This window comes from Nocardia sp. NPDC004722 (assembly GCF_053601505.1).
Genome location: NZ_JBSGBY010000504.1, coordinates 1 through 6,324, shown reverse-complemented (window position 1 = coordinate 6,324; position 6,324 = coordinate 1). Strand labels below are relative to the sequence as shown.

The following is a 6,324-nucleotide window of genomic DNA, read 5'->3' as shown; positions in this document are numbered from 1 at the left end:
CCAGCGCGGTCACCGCGCCGAATCGCTTGCCGATGCCGGTCATCGACAACAGCGGCGCGGTGGTCGTGTCCGACATCGATTGCGCCTCAATATCTTCGATAGCTGGAGAGTGCGGATCAGTACTTGCGGCTGGGCAGGGCCGCCGCGGCCTGTTCCGGGGTGAAGGTGGTCTCGGTGGTGACGATGCGGTGGTCCACCGGCTGCCCCGCCTTGACCTTCTTGACCAGGTCCATCAATTGCGGGCCGAGCAGCGGATTGCATTCCACGACATAGCTTTCCTTGCCGTCGACCAGAGCCTGTAGCGCGTCGTGCACCCCGTCGATGGACACGATCTTGATGTCCTTGCCGGGCTTCAGACCGGCTTCCTCGATCGCCTGGATCGCGCCCAGCGCCATGTCGTCATTGTGGGCGAACAGCAGATCGATCTTCTGGTGCGAGGCCAGGAACGCCTGCATGACCTCCTTGCCCTTGGCCCGGGTGAAATCGCCGGTCTGGGAGGCGACGATCTTGAACTTGGGGTCCGCCGAGATCAGGTCGGAGAAGCCCTTCTTGCGGTCGATGGCCGGCGCGGAGCCCGTGGTGCCCTGCAGCTCGGCGATGTTAACGGTCTCATTGGAGCCCTTGTAGGTGTCGATCACCCACTGGGCGGCCTTCTTGCCCTCCTCGACGAAGTCCGAGCCGAGGAAGGTGGCATACAGCGAGGGATCCTTGGAATCGACCGCGCGATCGGTGAGAATCACCGGGATCTTGGCGTCCTTGGCCTCCTTCAGCACGGTGTCCCACCCGGATTCGACGACCGGGGAGAATGCGATGACGTCGACGTGCTGCTGGATGTAGGACCGGATGGCCTTGATCTGATTCTCTTGCTTCTGTTGTGCGTCAGCGAATTTCAGATTGATCCCGGCATCCTTGGCGGAGTCCTGGATGGATTGGGTGTTGGCGGTGCGCCACCCGCTCTCGGCGCCCACCTGGGAAAAGCCGAGTGTGGTTCCACCACTTCCCGAACCGCTGCCACAACCCGCTGCCGCGGCGGTGACGAGTGTGAGGGTGCTGGCGACGATGACAAGCCTCTTGAGCACGAGGTCTCCCTTGGAGCTAACAGTGGATGTGGGGGGAGGTCCTGATAGTGTTAACGCTCACATGGACGCCGTCAAGAGTCGGATCCGACCCCGTACGCTGAATCCGGCGGCCGAGTCAGTCGAAAGGTGGGGATGTGAGGGACAACGAGAAGGTTGCCGACGGGGCTGCGCCGCAGCCCGCTCGGCCCGCGGTCATGATCGACGTGGCCAAGCGGGCGGGGGTCTCGCACCAGACCGTGTCCCGGGTGCTCAACGACAGCCCTCGGGTGCGGCCGGAGACCCGCGAACGGGTGCTGCGCGCGGTCGAGGAGCTGGGTTACCGCCCCAATGCCATGGCCCGCGGGCTGGTGAGCCGACGGTCGAAAGTGCTGGGGGTGGTCACGTTCGACACCGTCCTTTACGGCCCGGCGTCGATGCTGCTGGGCATCGAGCGTGCGGCGCGGGCGGCCCGCTACGGCGTCAGCATCGTGACCCTGCAGCGCGCCGATCGCGCCGAGGTGCTCGATGCCGTTGGGACGCTGGCCGATCAAGGGGTGGACGGCGTCATCATCATCGCGCCGCTGATGGTCGCGGCGGCCGCGCTGCACAGCCTGCCTGCCATGCTGCCGGCCGTCGCGGTGGAAGCAGGGCCCGATGCCGGGCTGCCGTCCGCGTCCGTGGATCAGGTCGAGGGCGCCCGGCTGGCCGTGCGGCACCTGCTGGAACTGGGCCACGAAACCGTGTGGCACATCTCGGGTCCCAACGGCTGGCTCGAGTCCCGCGACCGTGTGGACGGCTGGCGGCAGACGCTGCAGGACGCGGGCGCGGCGGTGCCGCCGATCATCGCCGGGGACTGGAGCGCGCGCTCCGGATACGAGGCGGGCCCGCTGCTGGCCGCCCAGCCCGGGGTGACCGCCGTCTTCGCCGCCAATGATCAGATGGCGTTGGGGTTGTTGCGCGCCTTCGCCGAACGCGGGCTGCGGGTGCCCGAGGACATCTCGGTGGTCGGCTTCGACGACATCCCCGAGGCGGCCTACCTGTCCCCGCCGTTGACCACGGTGCGCCAGGACTTCGACGAGGTCGGCCGCCGCAGCATGCGAATGCTGCTGGAGCTCATCGACTCCGACGGCACCGCACCGGCACTCCCCCAGGTGATACCCACCCTGGTCATCCGCGACAGCTCCGGCCCGCCGCGCCACTGAGCATCGAAACAGAGTGCGGCGGGCCGGAATGCGCCAGTGAATTCCGGCGGTCTCAGGCGGTGGCGCGCTTCTTGTTGTAGACGTCGAAGGCGACCGCGGCCAGCAGCACCAGTCCCTTGATCACCAGCTGCCAATCGCTGCCCACGCCCAGCATGGACATGCCGTTGTTCATCACGCCCATGACGAGGGCTCCGACGATGGCTCCCACCACGGTGCCGATGCCGCCGCTGGCCGACGCGCCGCCGACGAATGCCGCGGCGATGGCGTCCAATTCGAAGTTCTGCCCGGCCTTGGGGGTGGCCGCGCCGAGGCGGGCGGCGAAGATGATGCCCGCCAGGGCCGCGAGCACACCCATGTTCACGAACACCCAGAAGGTATTGCGGCGGGTGTTCACCCCCGACAACGCCGCGGCCTTCTCATTGCCGCCCACCGCGTAGACGCGGCGGCCCAGCACGGTGCGGTTCATGACGAACGAGTAGACGACGATGAGCACCACCAGGATCAGCCCGATCACCGGCAGACCGTTGTAGGAGGCCAGCACGAACCCGGAGGCCCCGATCACCACGCCCAGCGCCACCAGCTTGGCCAGGAACAGCGCGCGCGGCCCGGCGGGCATCCCGTAGGACCGCCGTCGGCGTCGCACCCGCAGCTGGGTCCACACCAGCGCCGCGATGGCCGCGACCGCCAGCAGCAGCGTGAGACCGTGCAGCTCACCGGTTTTCAAGCGCACCACGACGCCGTGCCGGAACCCGTCGAACACCAGAGCGTGCACGGGCAGCCAGTTCGGCAGATAGCCCGCCGCGATGTTCACGAAGCCCCGCGGGAAGGGCCCGATGGACTGCCCTTGCAGCACCAACTGGGCCAGCCCGCGGAACAGCAGCATGCCGCCGAGCGTGACGATGAAGGCCGGTATCTTGACGTAGGCGATCCAATACCCCTGCCACACACCGATGATCGCGCCCAGTGCCAGTCCGGCGACCACGACGACCGGCCACGGCCAGTGCCAGTGCACGATGGCGATGCCGGTCAGCGCACCGACCAGGGCACAGATCGACCCGACGGACAGGTCGATGTGCCCATTGATGATCACCAGCATCATGCCGATGGCCAGGACCAGGATGTAGCCGTTCTGCAGGATCACATTGGTGACGTTGAGCGGCGTCAGCAGGCTCACCCCGTCGGTGAGCCGCAGTGTGGTGAGAACCTGGAACAGCAGCGTGATCGCCACCAGGGCGACGATCATGCCGTATTGGCGGACATTGCCGCGCAACATGTTTCGCACCGTCTCCAGGAGACCGCCGCGTTCCCGGGCGGCGGCCTCGGCGGCGATGGCTTCGCCGCTGCCGTCCTTCAGCTTGTCCAGCAAGGTCATTCTCCGGTCACCTCCTGCGGGTTCGCGCCGCGGGTCATCAATCGCATGAGTGCCTCCTGGGTGGCGTCGGCGGCGGCCAGTTCACCGGTGATGCGGCCCTGGCTCATGGCGTAGATCCGGTCGCACAGGCCGAGCAGTTCCGGCAGTTCCGACGAGATCACCAGCACGCCTTTGCCTTCCGCCGCGAGTTCTCGAATGATCAGGTAGATCTCGTATTTCGCGCCCACGTCGATGCCGCGGGTCGGTTCGTCGAGGATCAGCAGGTCGGGCTGGGTGAAGATCCATTTGCCGAGCACCACCTTCTGCTGGTTGCCGCCCGAGAGCGTGCCGACCTTTGCGAACACCGTGGGCGCTTTGACGGTGAGCCGGGTGCGCAGCTCCTGCGCAGCGGCCACCTCGGCGTGGGTGTCGATCACCGAATGTCGGGAGACCGCGGCGAGATTGGCGAGGGTGAGATTGCGGCGGATGTCCTCGTCGAGGATCAGCCCGAGCTGCTTGCGGTCCTCGGACACGTAGGCGATGCCCGCGTCGATGGCCTGCGGCACCGTCGAAACCCGCACCGGCACACCGTCCTTGCGCACGGTGCCGCGAATATTGCGGCCGTAGGAATGACCGAAGACGCTCATGGCCAGCTCGGTGCGGCCCGCGCCCATGAGCCCGGCCAGCCCCACGATCTCACCGCGCCGCACCCGCAGCGACGCGCCCCGCACCACCTGCCGTCCGGCGATGGTGGGGTGATCGACACTCCAGTCCACGATGTCGAAGAACACCTCCCCGACGGCCGAATCCGGCCGGGGCGGGAACCGGTGGTCGAGGTCGCGGCCCACCATGCCCTTGATGATGCGGTCCTCGGTGACAGTGCCGTCCACCTCGAAGGTCTCGATGGTGTGGCCGTCGCGCAGCACGGTGATGGTGTCGGCGACGGCCAGCACCTCGTTGAGCTTGTGCGAGATGAGAATCGAGGTGATCTCCTGCCCGCGCAGCTCCTGCAGCAACGCCAGCAGACTGTCGCTGTCGGCCTGATTGAGCGCCGCGGTGGGCTCGTCGAGGATGAGCAGCCGTACCTTCTTGGCCAGCGCCTTGGCGATCTCCACGAGCTGCTGTTTGCCGACCCCCAGGGCGGCGACCAGGGTTTCGGGGTCCTCGATCAGCCCCACTCGCTCCATGAGCGCCATGGCCTGCCGGTTGGTCTCCTGCCAGTCGAGAACGCCTGTCCGGGTGCGCTCGTTGCCCAGGAAGATGTTCTCCGCGATGGACAACTGCGGAACCAGCGCCAGCTCCTGATGGATGATGGCGACGCCCGCCGCCTCGCTGTGGCGGATGTCCTTGAAGACCATCTCGGTGCCGTCCACCAGGATTCGCCCGCTGTAGGAGCCGTGCGGGTAGACCCCCGACAGCACCTTCATGAGGGTGGATTTGCCCGCGCCGTTCTCGCCGACCAGGGCGTGGATCTCGCCGCGGGTGACCGAGAAGTCGACCGCGTCGAGCGCCTTCACGCCCGGGAACTCCATGGTTATCGAGCGCATTTCGAGAATATGAGCCGACATCGGCCGCTCCTTCACGCTGCTATTGCAGGTCCTTGTCGGTGTAGTAGCCGGTGTCGATGAGCGCGGCCCGATAGTTGGACTTGTCCACCGAAACCGGTTGCAGCAGATACGAAGGCACCTTCTTCGCGCCGTTGTCGTAGGAGGAGGTGTCGTTGGTCTCCGGTGTCCCGCCGGTGAGAATGGCGTGGGTCATCTGCACCGCGCGCTTGGCCAGTTCCCGGGTGTCCTTGAAGACGGTCTGGGTCTGCTCGCCCGCGATGATCGATTTCACCGAGGCCCGCTCCGCGTCCTGCCCGGTGACGATGGGCATCTTCTTGGCACCCCCGTAGCCGACCGCCTTGAGAGCGGAGAGGATTCCGATGGACAGCCCGTCGTAGGGCGAGAGCACCGCGTCCACGTTCGCCGCGGCGTAATGCGCGGAGAGCAGGTTCTCCATCCGGTTCTGCGCCGTCGCGCCCTCCCAGCGCAGGGTGGTCACCTGGTCGACCTTGGTCTGGCCCGACCGCACCACCAGCTTGCCCGCGTCGATGTGGGGTTGGAGCACCGACATCGCGCCGTTGAAGAAGAAGTAGGTGTTGTTGTCGTCGGGCGATCCGGCGAACAGTTCGATGTTGAACGGCCCCTTGCCGTCCTTCAGCCCGAGGTGGTCGGTGATGTAACTCGCTTGCAGCACACCGACTTTGAAATTGTCGAAGGTCGCGTAGTAGTCGACATTCGCGGTGTCGCGGATGAGGCGGTCGTAGGCGATGACCGCGACCTTGTTCTGTTTGGCCTGCGCCAGCACCCCGGTCAGCGACTTGTTGTCGATGGCCGCGATCACCAGCGCCTTCGCGCCCTGGGTGAGCATGTTCTCCAGCTGCGAGACCTGCGTCTCGATGACGTCCTCGGCGTACTGCAGATCGGTGGTGTACCCCAGATCCTTGAACTGGTTGACGATATTGTTCCCGTCGGCCACCCAGCGCTCGGAGGACTTGGTGGGCATGGCGATTCCGATGCGCCCGCCCGCACCCTTGCCGCTCGGCGAGCCCGAGCCGCTGTCCACCGAACAGGCCGCCGCCAGCAGGGCGAGGGATCCGCCCGCGAGCGTGAAGAACCCGCGGCGATTGATGCCGGTCATGTGTCGACTCCTCTGTCAGACCTGGACG

Annotated in this window: 5 protein-coding genes; 1 reads left to right on the top strand and 4 read right to left on the bottom strand. The window is 66.5% G+C overall.

From position 1 onward, the window contains the following. Positions 1-116: 116 nt before the first annotated feature. Complete coding sequence (locus ACWELQ_RS34725) at positions 117-1,079, bottom strand: ABC transporter substrate-binding protein (RefSeq protein ID WP_452401252.1); 963 nt, start codon at positions 1,077-1,079, stop codon at positions 117-119. A 134-nt stretch (positions 1,080-1,213) separates the two neighbouring features. On the opposite strand from ACWELQ_RS34725, the gene ACWELQ_RS34720 reads away from it, so the two are divergent. After that, positions 1,214-2,260, top strand: coding sequence for a LacI family DNA-binding transcriptional regulator (locus ACWELQ_RS34720; RefSeq protein ID WP_452401251.1), 1,047 nt, complete (start codon positions 1,214-1,216; stop codon positions 2,258-2,260). A 52-nt stretch (positions 2,261-2,312) separates the two neighbouring features. Here ACWELQ_RS34720 and mmsB read toward each other — a convergent pair whose 3' ends face one another. The 3 genes from mmsB to chvE are packed head-to-tail and all read right to left on the bottom strand — an operon-like array spanning position 2,313 to position 6,296. Continuing rightward, positions 2,313-3,632, bottom strand: a complete 1,320-nt coding sequence (gene mmsB, locus ACWELQ_RS34715) for a multiple monosaccharide ABC transporter permease (RefSeq protein WP_452401250.1) — start codon at positions 3,630-3,632, stop codon at positions 2,313-2,315. After that, positions 3,629-5,179, bottom strand: coding sequence for a multiple monosaccharide ABC transporter ATP-binding protein (gene mmsA / locus ACWELQ_RS34710; RefSeq protein WP_452401249.1), 1,551 nt, complete (start codon positions 5,177-5,179; stop codon positions 3,629-3,631). Before mmsA ends, mmsB begins: the two co-directional genes overlap by 4 nt. Positions 5,180-5,198: 19 nt before the next feature. Beyond that, positions 5,199-6,296 (bottom strand): multiple monosaccharide ABC transporter substrate-binding protein, encoded by a 1,098-nt coding sequence (gene chvE / locus ACWELQ_RS34705; protein ID WP_452401248.1) that lies wholly within the window; start codon positions 6,294-6,296, stop codon positions 5,199-5,201. Positions 6,297-6,324 lie beyond the last annotated feature (28 nt).